The sequence below is a fragment of the Mycobacteroides sp. H001 genome, assembly GCF_001440005.1.
Taxonomy (GTDB): Bacteria; Actinomycetota; Actinomycetes; order Mycobacteriales; family Mycobacteriaceae; genus Mycobacterium; species Mycobacterium gwanakae.
This window is the reverse complement of the sequence record NZ_LJYH01000030.1, coordinates 248,356-265,776: the sequence shown is the minus strand read 5'-3', so window position 1 is coordinate 265,776 and position 17,421 is coordinate 248,356. Positions and strand designations below refer to the sequence as shown.

Below are 17,421 nucleotides of genomic sequence, written 5' to 3'. Positions count from 1 at the left end.
CTCTACTCCCCGACTACGCGGGGGCTCCAAACAGGTCGATCGGCTTGCTACCCGGTGCCAGGGTGACGATGGCGCGCTTGGTGCTCTTGCGCTGTCCGAAACCGGTGCGGGTGCGCTTGCGCTTGCCCTGCCGGTTGGCGGTGTTCACCGAGGAGACCTTGACGCTGAAGATCTGCTCGATGGCGATCTTGATCTGCGTCTTGTTCGAGTCCGGGTGGACGATGAAGGTGTACACGTTGTCTTCGATCAACGAGTACGACTTCTCCGAGATCACCGGGGCCAGGATGATGTCGCGGGGGTCAGCGATGGTTGCCATCAGGCCGACACCTCCTCTTTCTTCTTGGCGTTGATGAAGCCGTTGAGGGCCTCGACGCTGAACACCACGTCATCGGCCTTCAGCACGTCATAGGTATTGAGCTGGTCGTAGGCCAGCACATGCACGTTCGGCAGGTTCCGGACGCTCTTGACCGAAGTCAGATCGTCGCGGCCCAGCACCACCAGTACCTGCTTGCGGTCGCTGATCTCGGCCAGGAACGACTTGGCGCTCTTGGTCGAGGGCTCTTGTCCGGCAACCAGTTCGGTGATCGCGTGGATCCGGCCGTTGCGAGCCCGGTCAGACAGCGCACCGCGCAGGGCGGCGGCGATCATCTTCTTGGGCGTGCGCTGGCTGTAGTCACGCGGCTGCGGGCCGTGGACGATGCCACCACCGGTGAACTGCGGGGCACGGGTCGAACCCTGACGGGCACGGCCGGTTCCCTTCTGGCGGTACGGCTTCTTGCCACCACCGGACACCAGGCCACGCGTCTTGGTGGAGTGGGTGCCCTGACGGCCTGCGGCCAACTGAGCGGTCACCACCTGGTGCAGCAGCGCGATATTGGCTGGGGCGTCGAACAATTCGGCCGGCAGCTCGATGGAGCCGTCCGTCTTGCCGCCCGGAGCCTTGACTGCGATCTTCAAAAAATCCTCAGACACTACTTCTCACCTCGCTTGACAGCGGTGCGGACCACAACCAGGCCACCCTTACGTCCGGGGATGGCACCCTTGATCAGCAGTACGCCGTTCTCAGCATCAACCTTGTGCACCACCAGGTTCTGCGTGGTGACGCGATCGCTACCCATACGTCCGGACATCCGCGTGCCCTTGAAGACACGACCCGGGGTGGCGCAGCCACCGATCGAGCCGGGACGACGGTGCACGGCCTGCGCACCGTGGCTTGCGCCCTGACCACTGAAGCCGTGACGCTTCATGGTTCCGGCGAAGCCCTTACCCTTCGAGGTTCCGGTGACGTCCACGTACGCGCCGTCACTGAAGATCTCGGCGGTCAGCTCCTGGCCGACCTCGTACTCGGCGGCAGCGGCCTCGTCGTCCAGACGCAGCTCGGCCAGGTGGCGACGGGGGTTGATACCCGCGGCAGCGAACTGACCGGTGACCGGCTTGGTCACCTTGCGCGGGCTGATCTCACCGAACGCCAGCTGAACGGCGCTGTAGCCATCCTGCTCGGGGGTGCGGATGCGGGTCACCACATTGGGTCCGGCCTTGACGACGGTCACCGGGACAACCCGGTTGTTGTCGTCGAACACCTGTGTCATACCCAGCTTGGTGCCCAGAATTCCTTTTCTTGCCATGGTTTCTGGTTCTCCTACTGGATGTTCACGTCGACGCTGGCCGGCAGGTCGATGCGCATAAGCGCGTCAACCGTCTTCGGCGTCGGGTCGAGGATGTCGATGAGCCGCTTGTGGGTGCGCATCTCGAAGTGCTCGCGCGAATCCTTGTACTTGTGCGGCGACCGGATAACGCAATACACGTTCTTCTCGGTTGGCAGCGGCACAGGTCCAACGACACTCGCGCCGGTACGGGTCACCGTCTCAACAATCTTGCGCGCAGAGGCATCAATGGCCTCATGGTCGTAGGCCTTGAGCCTGATGCGGATCTTCTGTCCCGCCACGCTTCCTACCTCTACTATCACTGGTCCGGAGCGCGCCGAAGCGCACCACCCGATACCGCCGCTGTTTACCTGTCGTAGTTCACCGACCCCCGCGGTCGGGCGTGTCGCCCTCGCGCGCAGTCGTCCGCGTCGAAAATTCTCGTCGCTTGGACTGGGCCGACGCGCCCGTAAGGGCGCTTGTGGTTCGCCGTCCCCGTTCGCAGCGCACCATGGTCGACCCAAGGCACTGCAACCGGTTCACGGCAACCCGAACAGTATGCCTTATCCCGCGGCTGCGGCCAAATCCCTGGTTCACCCACCCGGCAGCGGCAACTGCGAGCCCCTGACCTGCGCATCCGGGGACCTCTGGAACGCTAGTACAAGATCCGTTGAGGAGGTCGTGACGTGCGCTGGTCAGAAGCCCACGGAGGGCGTTCATTTCTGCGGGCACTGCCCGTCCTCTCCGGCAGTGCCCCACCGTTCAACATCGACGGCGCCCCTGACGAACCGCTCCCCTTGTTCGCCGAATGGATCGAGCAGGCGGCGCAGGCAGGCGTTCCCGAACCGCACGCGATGACGATCTCGACGGTCGACGCGCAGGGTGCACCGCGCGCACGGGTGCTGATCGTGAAGGCCATCGACGAGAACGGCTGGCACTTCGCGGCGAGCTCGGCGAGTCAGAAGGGCCGCGATCTGTCATCGCATCCTGTCGCGGCGCTGACCTTTCACTGGCCGGCGGTGGTGCGGCAGGTGCGAGTGGTGGGCACGGTTGTCGACGACGGTGCGCAGGCGAGCGCTGCCGACTTCCTGAGCAGGCCCATGGGATCCCGCGCCATGGCCTTGACGCTGCGGCAGAGCCAGCCCCTGGCGGACGCCGCGGAAATCGACGCCGAGCTCGACAAGGCCCACCGGAAGTTGGCAGACGACCCGGAGCTGGCACCGGTTGAGTGGGTGTCGTACTCGGTACGGCCCACGCAGGTGGAGTTCTGGCAGGGCTCCCCCGACCGGAAACACCTGCGGCTGAGTTACCAGCGCACTGACGACGGATGGGAGCGCACCCGGCTCTGGCCGTGAATCGAGGAGGAGTCGGCGGCCGGGTTCGCAGTCATCTTACTTTCGAGTAAGGTACGTGCTGTGAGTGCATCTCCGACCTATAAGGCCTGGCAGCGTCTGCAGAACAAGCCCGGCGGCTCCGCCCTGTTCTCCGCCGCCATGATGGCCCGTGTCCCCTACTTCGCCTCCGTGGTGCCGCATGTGCACCGGATGGAGCCGGGCTACTGCGAGGTGACCGCCCCCAAGTGGTACTTCGTCTACAACCATCTCAAGACATTCCATGCGATCGCCGCATGCAACCTGGCCGAGGTCGCGATGGGCATGTTGATGGAGGCCACCACCCCGTCCTCACATCGGTGGATTCCCAAGGCGATGAATGTGCAGTACCTCAGTAAGGCGACCACCTCGCTACGAGCCGTCGCCACGTTGGAGGGCCTGGACTTCGCCTCGATCACCGAAGGCACCGATGTGGTGGTGCCGATCAGCATCACCGATCGTGACGGCAAGGAAGTGGTGAAGGCAGAGATCACCACCTGGGTGACCCCCGCCTAAACACCTTCGGCGGCCAAATTTTGCCGTTATAGACAAATCTATGGTGTGCCGCGCGCACACTCCGGCTATGGCCACCGCACTGTCTGAAATCGAGGAAGCCGGCCGAGTATTGGCCGATCCGACCGCCTATGCCGACGAGCCCCGCCTGCACGACGCGCTGACCCTGTTACGGCGTGAACAACCCGTGGCGAGAGTTGTCACCGACAACTATCGACCGTTCTGGGCGGTCACCAAGCACGACGACATCATGGACGTCGAGCGCGACAACACGCTCTGGATCAACGAACCGCGTCCGCTGCTGATGAACCTCGAGCAAGAGGCCGAGCTGGACAAGCAGGCGGCCATGGGGATCGAGCTCAAGACCCTGGTGCATATCGACGATCCCAAGCATCGAGTGTTGCGCGCCATCGGAGCCGACTGGTTCCGGCCAAAGGCCATGCGCGACATGAAACTCCGCACCGACGAACTGGCCACCCGCTACGTGAACAAATTGATGGATGCCGGCGGCACCTGCGATTTCGCACAGGACGTCGCGGTGCACTTCCCGCTGTACGTCATCATGTCTCTGCTCGGGATTCCCGAATCGGACTTCGACCGGATGCTCAAGCTCACCCAGGAGCTCTTCGGCGGCGATGACACCGAGTTCCAGCGCGGCGCCACTCCGGAGGAGCAGCTGCTGGCCCTGCTGGACTTCTTCGGATACTTCAGCGGTCTGACCGCGTCCCGCCGCGAGAACCCCACCGATGACCTGGCATCAACGATCGCCAACGCGAAGGTCGACGGTGAGCTGCTCAGCGACGTCGACACCGCCTCGTACTACACGATTATCGCCACCGCCGGGCACGACACCACCAGCGCCACCATCGCCGGTGGGCTCGAAGCCCTGCTGCAGCATCCGGACCAGCTGGCACGGCTGCGCGAGAATCCCGATCTCATGCCGCTGGCAGTCGACGAGATGATCCGATGGGTGACGCCGGTCAAGGAGTTCATGCGAACCGCGACGGCCGATACCGAGATTCGCGGCGTCCCCATTGCTGAGGGTGACTCGGTGCTGCTCTCTTACCCCTCGGGTAATCGCGATGAAGACACCTTCGGTAATCCGTTCACCTTCGATGTGAGTCGAGATCCCAACAAACACTTGGCGTTCGGATTCGGCGTGCACTTCTGCCTGGGTGCCGCGCTGGCGCGGATGGAGGTCAACAGTTTCTTCTCGGCACTACTGCCCCGGCTGGAATCCATCGAGATCGACGGGGATGTCGAGCGGATGTCCACCATATTCGTCGGGGGCATCAAGCACCTGCCCATCCGCTACAGCTTGCGGTAGCGGCCGGTGCTAACTGAGCCGGGCCGAACCGTCTGTCGCGACTTCGATTGACGCGCCTGCGATATCGGTATCCGCGATCTGCGCCGCCGCATCCCGGTCTTCGATCTTGGCGAAGGTACGCGCCCCCGCGGGCGTGCGGACGCTCACGAACGTCTGGAATGGAGATCCGTCTCGTCCGTAGTTGACTGTCCAGGCCTCGACGGTCGCCGCCCCCGAATACCCGTCGGCTGCCTCAGTTTTGGGCTCCTGATCGACCTCTGCCTGCACGTCCTCGTACCTGAACCCGGATGCGGGCGGCTCGGTTCCGTAGATTCCGAACGCGTGTTTGGTCAGGTATCCGCCGTTGGCCGTGATCAGCCCTTTCGCACCCGGGAGTTCACGAAGCCGCTCTGCCATGGTGGCGATGGAGTGGGTGACGTAGTTGCACCAGGGACCACCGGCGAACGTGAGCCCACCGGTGACCGTCAGCGGCCGCGCGGGATCATCGAGCGCCAGCCCCAACTCGGTGGCTGCAACCTGCACCGCCGAGGGGAAACACGAGTAGATGTCGATCAGGTCCACATCGTCTGTGCTCAGCCCGGCGATGTCGAACGCACGTCTTCCCGCGAGGCGGATGGCCGGAGACCGGTGCAGCTCATCGCGTTCACTGAGCGCGAAGGTGTCATTGGCCTGGCTGCCCGCGAGCGGAAATATCCAGCGGTCCTCCGGAATTCCGAGCCGCCGCGCTGTTTCTACCGAGGTCAGCAGCAGCACCGCACCCTGCTCGACCATGTTGTTGGAGTTCATCAGCTTGGTGTAGGGCGAGCTGATCCACCGATTGTCGGGACCCGGTGTAGCGATCTCCTCGGCGGTGTACGCGTCGTTGGACCAGGCGTGAGCGTTGTGTACGGCCACCGCGTTGAACCGCTGCCACAGCTGAGAGATGGCGGTCCGATGTTCCGCGACGGACACACCATTGGCAACCCGGATCGCCTGCTCGAACAGTGGGTACACGTGGCCGGGAGAGATGAGGCCGATGGTGGTCTCGGCGCCGCCCACCTGATCCATCCGGCCGCCGAGAATGGTTGGTTCGGCGATGGATTCGTCTTGAGTGGTCCACGACGGTTGCACTCCCGTGGCCATCATCTTGTTGCGTGAGCGCCACATCTCGGCCCCACCGATGAGAACCACATCGGCGTCCCCGGCCAGAATGTCGGCAGCCGCGTGGTTGACCAACAGCTGCGGCGAGTTGCCGCTGGGACCGGTGTAGAACGTCCGCTTGGGCGCCGCACCCAGACGTTCGCCGAGGAGCGCACCGGGGTCGCGGTACTTCCACGAGAAGATGTTCGCCACCGACACCGTGTCGACGGCCGTGAGCAGGTCCAGAGCCCCTGCGTCCTCGGCGGCCAGCCGGGCCGCTCGCTCCATGAGATCGATGGGCTCGGGGATCTCGGAGAACGGGCTGTCGGCGTCTGTGCGCTGGTTGACCTGTCCGGTACCGACGAGGACCGGCGTGCGAGGGTCGAGGGCCATCAGCCGATGGTAACCAACCACCCGGTTGGCCCCGGAGGGCCTCCCGCTACGTGGGCAATGCGGGACCGGCCCCCTCGATCTGGTTACCCGCGCCCGTCATGTCCTTGAGGTCAACGCCGGAACGGCCGATCTCACGCGCCCCCGCCACCAGAGCGGCGACGACCTGCGCCGCCTGGTCATAACCCAGCCCCTCCGGAGGATGAATATTGGATACACAATTACGTTGTGCATCAGTGCATCCCACCATGGGATTGTGCGTGAGGTAGATCCCGACGCTGTCGGCCACCGACAGCCCCGGACGTTCGCCGATGAGCACCAGCACCGTATCGACGCCCAGCGCGGCACCAATGTGATCCCCCAGCGCCACCCGCGCCTGCGTCGCGATGACGAGTGGCGCGATCGAGTACCCGCGAAGCCGCTGGTGCAGCGCCTGTAATAGCTGCACCCCGTGGTCGTCGAGGGCTCGCGGCGATAGACCGTCCGCGAGCACGATGCCGATATCGGCGTTGGAATCGGAGAGCACATCCAGTGCGCCGTCGGCGGGCGCCCGCCCCAGGTCGGGGCGGCGCAGGTACTCGGATCGATCGCCGGCCCGGCTGGTCACCAACAGCGGCGTACCCAACCCGAGTCCGTCGATGCGTCCTGCCAGGGCGCGCGCATCCAGGGGCGTGTGCACCGCGTCCCGGGCGGCCGCGTGCGCGGTCCCGAACTCCAGCACTCGAGTGGTCGGCAACGCATCACCGCTGCGCCCCAACCCGATTCGAGACTGCGTGGATCGACGCAGCGTGTCCCAGATATCGTGTGCGGCACCGTTGCTCGCGACATCGTTCATAACAGCGCTCGCAATGGCGAGTCGCTGACCGCGATTTCACGCAGCCCACCGTCACGCTCCAGCATCCCCATGCGCTCAAGCCATTCGTTGAACTCCGGCGCCGGCCGCAGGCCGAATGTACGGCGCGCGAACAGCGCATCGTGGAAGGACAGGCTCTGATACCCCAGCATGACGTCATCGGCTCCGGGCACGGCGATGACGAATGCAACCCCCGCGGCGGTGAGCACCGTCAGCAGCACATCCATGTCATCTGAATCGGCCTCGGCGTGATTGGTGTAGCAGACGTCCACCCCCATCGGAAGTCCCAGCAGCTTGCCGCAGAAGTGATCCTCCAGCCCGGCCCTGATGATCTGCTTGCCGTCGTAAAGATATTCCGGCCCAATGAATCCCACGACGGTATTAACCAACAGCGGCTCCACCTCGCGCGCGACCGCGTATGCCCTGGCCTCCAGTGTCTGCTGATCAACGGCAACGCCGCCCACCCCGATATGGGCTCCGGCAGAGAGCGCCGATCCCTGCCCCGTCTCCAGGTACATGACGTTGTTGCCCACGGTGCCGCGCCCCAACGACCGCCCGGCCTCGTTCGCCTCACGCAGCAGTGCAAGGTTGACCCCGAAGCTCTCGTTGGCGCCTTCGGTCCCGGCAATCGACTGGAATACCAAGTCCACCGGTAGATTTCGTTCGATGAGTTCCATCGTGGTGGTCACATGTGCCAGCACACACGATTGTGTGGGGATATCGAATCGCAATCGGATGTCGTCGATGAGGCGCAGTAGGTCGGCCGCGGCGTGCGGGGAGTCCGTCGCGGGGTTGATGCCGATGACGGCATCACCGCATCCCAGCAGCAGGCCGTCGAGGGTGGCGGCGGCGATACCCCGTGCGTCGTCGGTGGGATGGTTGGGCTGCAATCGAGTCGCCAAAGTGCCCGGTAGACCGATGGTGGTGCGGAAGGCGCTGTGGTTACGTACCGCAGCGCCGACTGCGATGAGGTCCTGATTACGCATCAGCTTGCTGACGGCTGCCACCATCTCAGGGGTCAGTCCAGCGGAAACATCTTTGAGCGACTGTGCCCCATGCGGTTTGGTGATCGTCTCCAGTAGCCAGTCGCGGAAATCGCCGACAGTGAGGTGTGAGATGACGGCAAAGGCCTCCGCATCATGGCTGTCGATGATGAGCCGGGTGACCTCGTCGGTGTCGTACGGGACGATCTCCTCGCAGAGGAACGTCGTCAGCGGCACCTCGGCAAGCGCCCAGCGTGCGGCGGCCCGCTCGGCATCCGACTGCGCCGCACAGCCCGCGAGCTCGTCGCCGGATCGGGGCGGCGAGGCCTTCGCGAGAACCTCGGCGAGCGATCCGAACTGGTAGGTGACCGGCCCTGCGGTGTGGCGAAAAGTGCTCATAATGTGCCTATTTCAATTCGTTCTCGGCTTCTGCAAGCGCCGCGAACTCTTCGTCCGGGGAGTTTGCGACCAAGTGGTGTCGGCTATAGAGCCCAAAGTACGCCATAAACAGGATGAACACCCCGAACGTGGCAAAAGCCGCGGTGGTATCGACGATGAAAGTCGCCACTACCGCCGCACACGCGATCACCAGTGCGAACCCGCTGGTGGCGATGCCGCCTGGGGTTCGGTACGGCCGCTGCATCTCGGGCTCGCGAACACGCAGCACAATGTGACTGACCATCATCAGCACATAGCTCAGCGCTGCACCGAAAACCGCCATGTTGAGCAACATCGCGCCTTTGCCACTGAGCGACAAGAGGAATCCGATGACTCCCGGCACGATCAATGCCAGCACGGGAGCCTTCCGGCTGTTGGTGACCGATAGCCGGGTCGGCAGATAACCGGCACGGGACAACGCAAAGGTCTGCCGACTGTAGGCGTACACGATCGAGAAGAAGCTGGCGATGAGGCCGGCCAGCCCGATGTAGTTGACCGCCTTAGCGACCGTGGTGGTTCCCAGCGCCTCGACCAAGGGATTACCCGACTGTCCCATCGCCTCGGCACCGCCCGCGCCGGGCACCAGGAACAGCACGACCGTCCCGGTGACAACAAGCACCAGCATCGCCATCACGATGCCGCGTGGGATGTTCTTCGCGGGATCTCGCGCTTCCTCGGCCGCAAGCGGCACGCCCTCGATCGCCAGGAACAACCAGATCGCGAACGGCACCGCCGCCCAGATTCCTAAATACCCATAGGGGAGTAATGCCGATGTGCCCGTTGCCGTTTCATCCACAGGAATGTTGGTCAGGTTTTTCGCGTCGAATCGGCCGACGGCGCCGATCGCAAAGGTGATCAGGCCTACGAGCGCGATCCCGGTGATGATGAACATCGTCCTGAGCGCCTCGCCCGCACCACTGAGATGAATCCCTATGAAGATCGTGTACACAGCCAGGTAGATCCACCATCCGTCCTTGAGCCCGAACAGATGCAGTGATTGGACGTAACTTCCGATGAACGTGGCGATGGCGGCCGGAGCTATCGCGTACTCAATGAGAATCGCCGTCCCGGTTGCGAATCCACCCCATGGGCCCAGGGCACGCCGGGCGAAGGTGTAACCACCACCCGCGGTGGGTAGCGCCGACGACATCTCTGCCATGCTGAGCACCATCGACAGATACATCGCGGCGATCACAACCGCCGCGATGGCCATGCCACCGAAACCTCCCTTGCTCAAGCCGGTGTTCCAGCCCGCGTAATCGCCGGAGATCACGTAGCTCACGCCGAGCCCGGCCAGTAGCACCCAGCCGGCGGTCCCCGACCTCAGCTGCCGCCGCGCGAGATAGTCGGCACCCTCGAGATGCGATTGGACACCCGCATGATCGTGCGCGGCCTCCGGATGTGGACTGACGGTGTCATCGGGAGTTGACATCGTCCAATTGTGCGACCGATGGCGTGTACATGTGCGGTAGACGCCAAGATTCGCACCCTCGTTACGACCACGCAACAAACTGGGCCGCCCGATGCCCGATCATCGCAATCGTGGCCGCCGGACCGCGGCTCGGAATGGTCGGCATGATTGACCCGTCGATGACGAAGAGCCCGTCGATTCCCCTGACACGACAGTACTTGTCGACGACCGCGTACTTGTCCTCGTCATTACCCATGGGTGCGGTCGCACACAGATGCTGCGACGTGGACCACCGCGGACCACCGAACCGCCGACCATACAGCTCGGACACCAGACGGACTCCGTCCCGCAAGCGATCCATATCTGCGGTCTCGCTGTCATACCTCAAGTCGATATACACCGGCGCTGCAGGATCGGCCGAACGTAATTCGACTCGACCCCGGCACCTCGGGGTCATCAACGCTACGCCGATCTGCCTGGCATCGGCGCCATTCACCTGCGCACCTGCCATGGCGGCGAATCCTGTTGTGTACGGGCGTATCTCGAGGCCCGTCTGACGGTCGGTGTGCAAGACGGTGTCCAGTACGGGATAGCCCGGCTGCCCACCATCGCCGGTGTCGAGCACCCACTCCGCGTGGTCCATCACGCGGGTCCCCACACCGGGTAGGTCGACAGTGGGCTCGACCCCGACGGCGCGCAGGTCATCGGCCGGTCCAAGCCCGGAGAGCAGTAGCAGCTTGGCGCTCTCAATCGCACCCGCGCTCAATATGATTCGATCAGCAGTCAGAGTCCGCACCGAGCTCCCCACCGCCACCTGCACGCCGGAGGCGCGCCCGCCACCACACAGCACCCGCAATACACGAGTACCTGAGTACACCGCGAGATTGGGGCGCCAGCCCGCTCCCTCCAGATACGCACGCGCCGGCCCGATCCGCATGCCGCTGTCGATGTTGAGTGGCACCAATCCCACCCCGACACCGGCCTTGCCGTTGAGGTCTGCCACCGCCGGATAGCCGGCTTTGACGGCGAGATCCGCCAGTTCTCTTCCAGCGGTACTCTGTTCGTGCCTGCGCCCGATCGGTATGGGTCCCGATGAGCCGTGTAGCGGATCATCCCGAAAGTCGCGATCGGTCTCCATCGCGCGGAAGTCATCACGCACATCCACCCAGGCCCACCCCGGCACCGACCATCCATCGAAATCCGCGGGCCGGCCCCGCACGAAGTAACCGCCGTTGATCGCGCCGGAGCCGCCCACCACCGATCCGCGCACCAACTCAGCCTGATCACCGGTGGATGTCAGCGTGGCCCAGTAATAGGTGGCTATCTGACTGTCCGGGCCGATCGGCAGACGGTACCCATCGCGCACACCGTCCTCATCGGCGGAGGACGCCGGCCCGGCCTCCACGAGCACCACACGAAACGACGGGTCTTCGGAAAGGCGGCTGGCCAGAATCGAACCCGCGCTGCCCGCGCCCACAATGAGCGCATCCGCGTGGATCGGCCTACTCAGGGCCGTAATTCCGGTCGAAGCGCACCCAGATCGCGCTCCTGCACGATCCCCGACCACAAGCCAATCCCATAGGCGATGTCGTCAAGACGCTTCAGCAATACGTACTCGAGCAGACCGATGCGATCATCGGGAGACGCCGAGTTGTCGTTGCGCTTCATCCAATCCACCACGCCGTCGACAATGGCGGCCACCACGAGCACTTGGCGACTGCGCCGCGACAGCGCGGCGGCCACCAACGCCAATGGCCAGTAATGGCGGCACAACGCGGACGCGATCTGCAACGCGGCACCGCCCACGCCCTGGGTGGCCACTCGAAGGACATCACGCGGTGGGGTGTCCACTCCCCGCAATGTCCGCGCGACACGCCCGGCCGCGAGCGCGGCCATGCCCGCAGCAGCCAGATAGCCCATCCCAGAACCCACCGCCGCCAGAATCCACACCAGCAGTGTCCATCGCGAGATGACCATCGGCGCCACCTTGTCGGGGTGGCGCGTCGACAGCGGCGCAGCGCTCATTCCGTAAAATGCTTTGCGCGCGAACCATTCTCGAAGTGTCAGTCGATGATCATGAGCCACATGGGACACCGGTTCGTACCGAAGCCGAGACCCCGCCTCGATCAGCCGCCAGCACAGATCCACGTCTTCACCGCATCGCAGCGATTCGTCAAACCCACCGATCTCGTCTATCGCGGCCCGGCGAACCACGATCGCCGCACTGGGGACATACGACACCGGGCCGTACGGAACGACGGGCGCCTCGCGAAGGCCAAGGTCCAACGAGGACCTGACCGCCTCATAGCGAGCAATCGCGTTGTCGCTCAAGACCAATCCCACAATCCGGGGGGCGACCAGAGCAACAGCCGGATCACTGAAATGCCCCAACAGTGCCTCCAGCCAGCCGCGCCTGGGCACCACATCCGAGTCAAGGAAGGCGACGAAATCCGTGGTCGCCAGCTTCAGCCCCGTATTGCGGGCCGCTGCCGGGCCCTGACTCTCGTCGTGACGTACCACCGTCACGTCACAGTGCATGCCCTCCAGATCGCACTCCAGGATCGGAATGGTGGAACCGTCGTCGATGACGATCACGCGCATCCCGCGCAACGCCCGTAGCAGCCGTCGAAGGCCAAATCCATTGTTAAGGCAAGGAATAACGACGGTCACGTCTCGATATCCGGGTCCACCCGTGGGCCGGGGATGAGCGACGGTCGCATCCAGCAGCGTCCGGGCAAGCTGCGCGCTGGTCGCGTCACGGACCTCGAGCCGTCCACCGGAAAGCAGGGTCCGCGCGGCCGGAGCCAATCGCAGCAGCCGGGTTGGGGAGCCACCCAGTAGCGCCGAGCCCTCGTCGAGAACGCGAACGCGCCGATCCACCTGTACCGCGAATCCGTCGGGTAACCGTCCGTGCGGTGCGGACACGCCCTGCGCCGGCTCGTCACTGGTGGTCATACCAGCCGCCCGTCCGCGTCGGGTGTCCAACGGCGCACCGCGTCGGCGCATTGTCGAGTCATCGTCGCGAGCATCCGTGCGCCTTCCTGGCTGCTGGCGGTGGTCGGATCTCCGAGCACACCGATGGCGCTCACCGCCGCTACTCCGCCCGCACGCATAGGCGCCATCAGTTCGCGCAGCGGTGCCGAATTTCCGGCGAGCACTTCCTCACGACGCACGTTCTCTGGTGAAATATGCAGCAGCAGAGACGTTTCCACATGTCCCGCATGAGCGTCGCCGCCTTCGACCGCACACGCCCACCATGCGATATCGCGCCCCTCGGAACGCAACAGTCGCACCGCGGAGACCGTCGCCTCGATATTCCCGCCGTGACCGTTTACGAAAACGATGCGCCGGCACCACTGTGTGGCCGACCGGGCGTACTCAACGAGGACCCGAGTCAGCGCCTCGGTCCCTATCGAGATCGTTCCAGCGAAGGATTGATGTTCTCCGCTGGATCCGTACGCGATGGCCGGAGCGAGGGCGGTCCGACCGTCACCCGTATCGGCGGCCAGCTCCCCCGCCGCAGCGGTAGCCACAGCATTGGCAATGCGGGTGTCGGTGTCCAGCGGCAAGTGCGGGCCGTGTTGTTCGGTTGAGCCGAGCGGAGTGAACAGCGTAATGGCCTCGTCTGCGAGCTCCGGAGAGATGGCGGTGCTCAAGACAGTCGGAACAGCCACCCGCCGATGGTAGGCCGAATTCACGTCAAATGCATCCAAAGTTGGCGCACACGATCGAGGTCTTTACATCCTTGCTGGCCGTCGGCTTATGCGCTAGGCGCTATTTCGTACCGATTGTCACGCCAGTCCCTGCCGCCACATCGACGACGCCGTCACCGCGTTCGATTCGCGCTGCGCTGAACTAGTGCCGCCCGAGGCCCCGGGCAAATCCCTCGGGGATCAAAAGATCATCTGGCGATAGTTCGTGCACAGATTTTTTGCCAAGTCCCATCAGCGCCGAGTCGATGCCCCCGCGCATGATGTCCAGGACGTTCTCGACACCGGTCTGACCGGCGGCCGCGAGGCCCCAGAGATACGCCCGCCCGATCATCACCGCGCGCGCACCAAGGGCCAACGCCTTGACGACGTCGCTGCCCCGCCGGATGCCACCATCGAGCAGCACCTCGACATCACCGCCGACAGCCGCTGCGATGCCGGGCAATGCGCGGATCGAGGCAGGCGTTCCGTCGAGATTGTTACCACCGTGATTTGACACCGAGATCGCTGAAACTCCGCAATCCACAGCACGTTTGGCGTCATCGATGCGCATCACACCCTTGAGCATGAACGGACCGTCCCACTGCTCACGCATCCATCGCACGTCATCCCAGGTGGGCGCCGGGGTTCCCATCCACTGCCCGTAGGCATCGAAGAACGGCGGCCCGGCCTCGCCACGGGCCGCCTGGTTCGGCACCCGCAGGTCCGGGATGTTCATGCCCTTGCCGAACGACCACAGCCAGCCGGGCTTGGTCACCACTTCCGGCGCCAGCCGGATCATCGACCGCAGGTTCATCTTCTCGGGTATGGACGGGCTCCCCCAGTCGCGACCGTGCGAGAAGCTCCAGTCCAGGGTGGCGATAAGCCCCACCGCTCCAGCATCTTTCGCACGCTGGATGCGCTGAGCCACATCGTCGCGTCCGCCCAGCCAGTAGATCTGAAAGTGCGTCTTCGGATTGGCAGCCACCACGTCCTCGATGGGCTTGCTCGCAAAGGATGACAGCCCCATGGCGGTTCCACGCGCGGCGGCCGCCCGCGCCACAGCCACCTCACCATCGGGATCCACCGCTTGAACGCCGGTCGGCGAGATCATCACCGGCAGTGAAATCTCTTGCCCCAACACTGTTGTCGACAGTTCACGGTCCGGCTGAATGCCGACGACGTGGGGCTCGAATCCAAGCTCCCCAAACGCCTCGACATTGTCGCTGACCGTCAGCCCCTTCTCACTGGCCGAGATCAGTGAGCTGTAGACGGACTTCGGCAGCCGCTTCTTGGCCCGCTGCTGGGCAATCGCGACCGTCTCGAACCATGTGTTGCGCGCCATCTACCGTCCTGCTCGTACGTTGGAAAGGGGGTTCTCGTCGCACGCGCGCGATGGGGGCCGGCGAGTCAGGGTCAGCGCAACTGGGCCCGAGGCCGGGCCGCGCTTACCCTTCGAATGCGAATGGTCTCCACTGGGTTTGGGCACGACGCGATCTGCGGCCAGGGCCGCCTCGCCGTAGCCCTGTACGCATTCCGGGTCGGGCCCATCCATGGGCAACCCGGTAAAGAACTTCGCCGCCATACAGCCGCCCCGGCAGCTGTCATAATGCCCACAGCTACCGCACGCACCCGCGGACTGTGGCTCGCGCAACTCGTTGAACAACTGTGAGTGCTTCCACACCTCATCAAATCCACCATCGGACACCACATTTCCGGCCATGAACCGATCGTGGATGGCAAATGGGCACGCGTAGACATCACCTACCGGATCGATCAGGCACACCACCCGGCCAGCACCGCACATGTTCAGGCCTGGCAAACCACCGGAGCCATCACCGTACGCCGACAGGTGGAAGAAGGAATCACCCGTGAGCACCCGCTCACCATTGAGCACCAGCCAGTCGTACAGCTGACGCTGCTGCGCAGGGGTGGGGTGCAGTTCGTCCCATACATCGGCACCGCGCCCGGAAGGCCGCAACCGTGTAATCCGCAGCGTTGCACCGTATTTTGCCGCCAGATCCGCGAACTCGTCGAGTTGGTCCACGTTGTGACGGGTGACCACCACCGAGATCTTGGCGTCCTTGAAGCCGGCGGCAGCCAGATTCTCCAGCGCGCGTACCGCCATGGCGAACGATCCCGCGCCGCGCACGGCGTCGTTCACCTCTGCGGTCGCGCCGTCCAGCGAGATCTGCACATCGACGTAATCGCTCGCGGCCAGCCGCGCCGCCACCTCCTCGGTGATGCGCACACCGTTGGTCGAGAACTTGACCCCCACATGGTGCTCGGTCGCATAGTCGACAAGCTCCCAAAAGTCTGAGCGCACAGTAGGTTCCCCGCCACCAATGTTCACGTAGAACACCTGCATGCCTTCAAGCTCGTCAATGATGCCCTTGCACTGCGCGGTGGACAGCTCGCGCGGATCACGCTTGCCCGACGATGACAGGCAGTGCACACAGGACAGGTTGCAGGCGTAAGTCAGTTCCCAGGTGAGGCAGATGGGAGCATCCAGTCCCTGTTCGAACTGATCCACCAGGCGGGGTACAGCGGGAGCGCTCATCAAGCGTCCTCTCGGGTCACGATCATCGTCGAATCCGCCAGCACAGCCAGTGCCCGCTGGTACGCAGCGGCCTGGCCGTCTTCGACACCGGCGGCGCGCCAAGCATTCTCAGCGCTGGTGTGGTCGGGAAGCGATTGCACGATCTGCAGCAGGGTGCGGTTCTTCAGGAAGGACAGCTTGCGGGTGCCGAAGTGGTAGAGCAGCGCCCCAAACGGCTCGGGGCGCAACGACACCTGGGGATGCAACTGCCAGGGCCGGGTCCAATCGAAACCGGCGGGCGCCTCGTCAATCATGGCGCTCATCGAGGTAGGGCGTCTCAGTAGACGCCGCACATCCCGTCGATCGACACCTCTTCGACCAGCGATTCCTGCACCAACTCGGTGTCGGTGGTCTGTCCGGCGACAGTGGTGGGCTCGGCCATCTGTTCACTCCCTTGTGAGTCTGGACTGTGGCAACGATCACGATAATAATGGCATCGAGTGCAGAAAGGGAAGAGGGTGGCAGGAAATGGCACAGTTCTCGGCATGAGTGCGCAGCCGGCGCGCGTGGGACGGCGCCCTTCGACAACCCGGGATGAGATCACGGCAGTTGCCATGGCACTGTTCGCGCAGCGCAACTTCGACGACGTGAGCGTCGACGACATCGCCGCAGCGGCCGGCATCGCCCGGCGTACGGTGTTTCGTTACTACAGCTCCAAGAACGCAATCGTGTGGGGAGACTTCGACTCCCACCTTGAGGTGATGCGCGCACTGCTGGAGAAGACACCGGACACGGTGGATATCAGCACTGCCCTGCGCCAGGCATTGCTGACATTCAACGACTTTCCGGCCGATGAGACCCCGCGCCACCGCATGCGGATGCGGCTGATCTTGGAAGTCCCTGCGTTACAGGCTTACTCGATGCTGATGTACACCGGCTGGCGCGACGTCATCGCGCAGTTCGTGGCCGCACGCACCGGCACCGATCCCGGCACCCTCTTACCGCAGACCGTTGCCTGGACCCTGCTCGGAGTGGCACTCGCCGCTTACGAACAATGGCTCGCCGACGAGTCCGCCACGCTCACCACACTGCTCGGCAAGGGCCTCGATGCCGCCGAAGTGGGCCTGCGCGGGCTGGGCTGAGCTC

19 protein-coding genes are annotated in these 17,421 nt (G+C 64.2%); 4 read left to right on the top strand and 15 right to left on the bottom strand.

Annotated features, from left to right (window positions below):
• Positions 1-13: 13 nt before the first annotated feature.
• Genes rplW through rpsJ form a run of 4 tightly spaced genes read right to left on the bottom strand, consistent with a single transcriptional unit; the run spans position 14 to position 1,945 of the window.
• Positions 14-316 (bottom strand): 50S ribosomal protein L23, encoded by a 303-nt coding sequence (rplW, locus tag AOT83_RS14250; protein WP_005055645.1) that lies wholly within the window; start codon positions 314-316, stop codon positions 14-16.
• Positions 316-957 carry a 50S ribosomal protein L4 gene (gene rplD / locus AOT83_RS14245; protein WP_030096694.1) on the bottom strand — a complete coding sequence of 214 codons (642 nt, stop codon included), beginning with the start codon at positions 955-957 and terminating at the stop codon, positions 316-318. The genes rplW and rplD overlap by 1 nt, the downstream gene beginning before the upstream one ends.
• Before the next feature lie 14 nt (positions 958-971).
• Complete coding sequence (gene rplC / locus AOT83_RS14240; RefSeq protein WP_030096693.1) at positions 972-1,625, bottom strand: 50S ribosomal protein L3; 654 nt, start codon at positions 1,623-1,625, stop codon at positions 972-974.
• Between the two features lie 14 nt (positions 1,626-1,639).
• The gene (gene rpsJ, locus AOT83_RS14235) at positions 1,640-1,945 is read right to left on the bottom strand and encodes a 30S ribosomal protein S10 (protein WP_003883485.1); all 306 of its coding nucleotides are present in this window, start codon (positions 1,943-1,945) and stop codon (positions 1,640-1,642) included.
• A gap of 384 nt (positions 1,946-2,329) precedes the next feature.
• On the opposite strand from rpsJ, the gene AOT83_RS14230 reads away from it, so the two are divergent.
• From AOT83_RS14230 to AOT83_RS14220, 3 genes are all read left to right on the top strand, one after another.
• Positions 2,330-2,998: a pyridoxal 5'-phosphate synthase gene (locus AOT83_RS14230; RefSeq protein WP_057964778.1), complete on the top strand. Its 669-nt coding sequence runs from the start codon at positions 2,330-2,332 to the stop codon at positions 2,996-2,998.
• Positions 2,999-3,058: 60 nt separating this feature from the next.
• Positions 3,059-3,529 carry a hotdog fold domain-containing protein gene (locus AOT83_RS14225; protein WP_057964779.1) on the top strand — a complete coding sequence of 157 codons (471 nt, stop codon included), beginning with the start codon at positions 3,059-3,061 and terminating at the stop codon, positions 3,527-3,529.
• A gap of 67 nt (positions 3,530-3,596) precedes the next feature.
• Positions 3,597-4,853: a cytochrome P450 gene (locus tag AOT83_RS14220; RefSeq protein ID WP_030096690.1), complete on the top strand. Its 1,257-nt coding sequence runs from the start codon at positions 3,597-3,599 to the stop codon at positions 4,851-4,853.
• Between the two features lie 9 nt (positions 4,854-4,862).
• Here AOT83_RS14220 and AOT83_RS14215 read toward each other — a convergent pair whose 3' ends face one another.
• From AOT83_RS14215 to mftA, 11 genes are all read right to left on the bottom strand, one after another.
• Positions 4,863-6,365: an acetyl-CoA acetyltransferase gene (locus AOT83_RS14215; RefSeq protein WP_057964780.1), complete on the bottom strand. Its 1,503-nt coding sequence runs from the start codon at positions 6,363-6,365 to the stop codon at positions 4,863-4,865.
• A gap of 46 nt (positions 6,366-6,411) precedes the next feature.
• Complete coding sequence (gene eutC / locus AOT83_RS14210) at positions 6,412-7,197, bottom strand: ethanolamine ammonia-lyase subunit EutC (RefSeq protein ID WP_057964781.1); 786 nt, start codon at positions 7,195-7,197, stop codon at positions 6,412-6,414.
• Positions 7,194-8,597, bottom strand: a complete 1,404-nt coding sequence (locus AOT83_RS14205) for an ethanolamine ammonia-lyase subunit EutB (RefSeq protein ID WP_057964782.1) — start codon at positions 8,595-8,597, stop codon at positions 7,194-7,196. The genes eutC and AOT83_RS14205 overlap by 4 nt, the downstream gene beginning before the upstream one ends.
• Before the next feature lie 7 nt (positions 8,598-8,604).
• Positions 8,605-10,068, bottom strand: coding sequence for an ethanolamine permease (eat, locus tag AOT83_RS14200; protein ID WP_057964783.1), 1,464 nt, complete (start codon positions 10,066-10,068; stop codon positions 8,605-8,607).
• 61 nt (positions 10,069-10,129) lie between these two features.
• Positions 10,130-11,527 (bottom strand): mycofactocin system GMC family oxidoreductase MftG, encoded by a 1,398-nt coding sequence (mftG, locus tag AOT83_RS14195; RefSeq protein ID WP_267888686.1) that lies wholly within the window; start codon positions 11,525-11,527, stop codon positions 10,130-10,132.
• A gap of 26 nt (positions 11,528-11,553) precedes the next feature.
• Positions 11,554-13,002 carry a mycofactocin biosynthesis glycosyltransferase MftF gene (mftF, locus tag AOT83_RS14190; RefSeq protein WP_078284383.1) on the bottom strand — a complete coding sequence of 483 codons (1,449 nt, stop codon included), beginning with the start codon at positions 13,000-13,002 and terminating at the stop codon, positions 11,554-11,556.
• Positions 12,999-13,745, bottom strand: a complete 747-nt coding sequence (mftE, locus tag AOT83_RS14185) for a mycofactocin biosynthesis peptidyl-dipeptidase MftE (RefSeq protein WP_057964784.1) — start codon at positions 13,743-13,745, stop codon at positions 12,999-13,001. Before mftE ends, mftF begins: the two co-directional genes overlap by 4 nt.
• Before the next feature lie 157 nt (positions 13,746-13,902).
• Entirely contained in the window at positions 13,903-15,081 is a 1,179-nt protein-coding gene (mftD, locus tag AOT83_RS14180) for a pre-mycofactocin synthase MftD (protein ID WP_057964785.1), read from the bottom strand.
• On the bottom strand, positions 15,082-16,296 hold the full coding sequence (gene mftC / locus AOT83_RS14175) for a mycofactocin radical SAM maturase (protein ID WP_057964786.1): 1,215 nt from the start codon (positions 16,294-16,296) through the stop codon (positions 15,082-15,084).
• Positions 16,296-16,598: a mycofactocin biosynthesis chaperone MftB gene (gene mftB / locus AOT83_RS14170; protein ID WP_030096680.1), complete on the bottom strand. Its 303-nt coding sequence runs from the start codon at positions 16,596-16,598 to the stop codon at positions 16,296-16,298. Before mftB ends, mftC begins: the two co-directional genes overlap by 1 nt.
• 14 nt (positions 16,599-16,612) lie before the next feature.
• Positions 16,613-16,717, bottom strand: coding sequence for a mycofactocin precursor MftA (gene mftA / locus AOT83_RS14165; protein ID WP_030096679.1), 105 nt, complete (start codon positions 16,715-16,717; stop codon positions 16,613-16,615).
• 103 nt (positions 16,718-16,820) lie between these two features.
• On the opposite strand from mftA, the gene mftR reads away from it, so the two are divergent.
• Positions 16,821-17,417, top strand: a complete 597-nt coding sequence (gene mftR, locus AOT83_RS14160; RefSeq protein WP_030096678.1) for a mycofactocin system transcriptional regulator — start codon at positions 16,821-16,823, stop codon at positions 17,415-17,417.
• Positions 17,418-17,421 lie beyond the last annotated feature (4 nt).

What these genes read in the sequence shown, in the direction of transcription:
- mftD (WP_057964785.1), bottom strand. Translation starts at nt 15,081, where the DNA reads ATGGCGCGCAACACATGGTTCGAGACGGTCGCGATTGCCCAGCAGCGG.
- rplW (WP_005055645.1), bottom strand. Translation starts at nt 316, where the DNA reads ATGGCAACCATCGCTGACCCCCGCGACATCATCCTGGCCCCGGTGATC.
- AOT83_RS14220 (WP_030096690.1), top strand. Translation starts at nt 3,597, where the DNA reads ATGGCCACCGCACTGTCTGAAATCGAGGAAGCCGGCCGAGTATTGGCC.
- AOT83_RS14205 (WP_057964782.1), bottom strand. Translation starts at nt 8,597, where the DNA reads ATGAGCACTTTTCGCCACACCGCAGGGCCGGTCACCTACCAGTTCGGA.
- mftB (WP_030096680.1), bottom strand. Translation starts at nt 16,598, where the DNA reads ATGAGCGCCATGATTGACGAGGCGCCCGCCGGTTTCGATTGGACCCGG.
- rplC (WP_030096693.1), bottom strand. Translation starts at nt 1,625, where the DNA reads ATGGCAAGAAAAGGAATTCTGGGCACCAAGCTGGGTATGACACAGGTG.
- mftF (WP_078284383.1), bottom strand. Translation starts at nt 13,002, where the DNA reads ATGACCACCAGTGACGAGCCGGCGCAGGGCGTGTCCGCACCGCACGGA.
- mftC (WP_057964786.1), bottom strand. Translation starts at nt 16,296, where the DNA reads ATGAGCGCTCCCGCTGTACCCCGCCTGGTGGATCAGTTCGAACAGGGA.
- AOT83_RS14215 (WP_057964780.1), bottom strand. Translation starts at nt 6,365, where the DNA reads ATGGCCCTCGACCCTCGCACGCCGGTCCTCGTCGGTACCGGACAGGTC.
- mftA (WP_030096679.1), bottom strand. Translation starts at nt 16,717, where the DNA reads ATGGCCGAGCCCACCACTGTCGCCGGACAGACCACCGACACCGAGTTG.
- eutC (WP_057964781.1), bottom strand. Translation starts at nt 7,197, where the DNA reads ATGAACGATGTCGCGAGCAACGGTGCCGCACACGATATCTGGGACACG.
- eat (WP_057964783.1), bottom strand. Translation starts at nt 10,068, where the DNA reads ATGTCAACTCCCGATGACACCGTCAGTCCACATCCGGAGGCCGCGCAC.
- mftR (WP_030096678.1), top strand. Translation starts at nt 16,821, where the DNA reads ATGAGTGCGCAGCCGGCGCGCGTGGGACGGCGCCCTTCGACAACCCGG.